At 24.3% G+C, this 1,084-nt stretch carries 1 protein-coding gene; it reads right to left on the reverse strand.

What is annotated here, in order from left to right; translation table 11 throughout:
* Positions 1–198: 198 nt before the first annotated feature.
* Positions 199–1,084: hypothetical protein (locus tag ACVFVN_RS14760; RefSeq protein WP_456235867.1), on the reverse strand; the 886-nt coding region annotated here is incomplete at its 5' end.

Here is a 1,084-nt window from a genome sequence, read left to right on the forward strand (position 1 = left end):
CTAACGGAAAAAGTATTGGCGAAGTGCGGGCTTTCGGAGAACTGAAAGTTCAAGAAAGAACAAACGTAGCGAATGCTTTTTCAATACTGCTAACTTACAAAAATTTGCAGAATTGAAAAGCATGAGCGGATTATTTTTTCTGCTTTTCAATTTTGCACTTTCCCCCGCATTTTGCCAATACAATGTTAGCAGAAGGTCTTATTTTTTTATTGTCTTAATATAACTTGAAATATTATTTGTATAAATCTCACTTTTAACAATATTCTTTTTTATGTTACTTAGATAATTTAGATTAAAATTAGCATTTACTAGAATTTGTTTTTTTAATTCTTTCTTTATTTTCTGATCATTAAACATAAAATCAATTCTTATAAAAAACTCTTCATAAATCATATATAAAGCCAGTAAATAATAAAATGGAATAGTCAAAATAGTTAATATAATTGGTAAATATATTGACTTGAGATTGTCTATTGTAAAGAGATTTTTATAATCACCAATTGATTTATTTAAAACAGAAGCTAACATAATAAAGCCAAATATTGATAATACAGACTTCAAAAATTTATTTACTTTGATATGTTCCGGATTCTTCAACATTGTATGTTTAGAATATTCATATAGTATTGTTATGCAAGTTAAAATAGGTATTAAAATAAATTCAGTTATTAAACTGAAAGTGTAGAAGTTCAATACAAATTCTAAAAAAATAATTATTTTTAAATTATCTTTTAATATTTCAATAAAATAGTTTGTGTTACTTATTTTGTTAGAGTTGAAGAATACGATTACTCCAGCAGTAAAAAACCAAATTAAAGTATCCTTCAAAAGTTTTACATCCCAAAGGTGAAAAACAGATAAAATGTATATGATTATTGTACAATAAATTGCAAAACCTATTAAAGGTAGAATAATTTTATAATTAAAAAACGCTTTTAATACATTTAAGAACTCTTTTCGAGCAATAAATATTAAAATTGAGAAGATTAAAATTGACCAAAATATAATAGAAGTTTCTCTAGTTGAAATACTTTCAAGTAGTTCTTTCATAAGTTCTGTTTGTGAAGACTTTCTGCTAACGTTT

It is taken from the genome of Soonwooa purpurea (assembly GCF_053891095.1).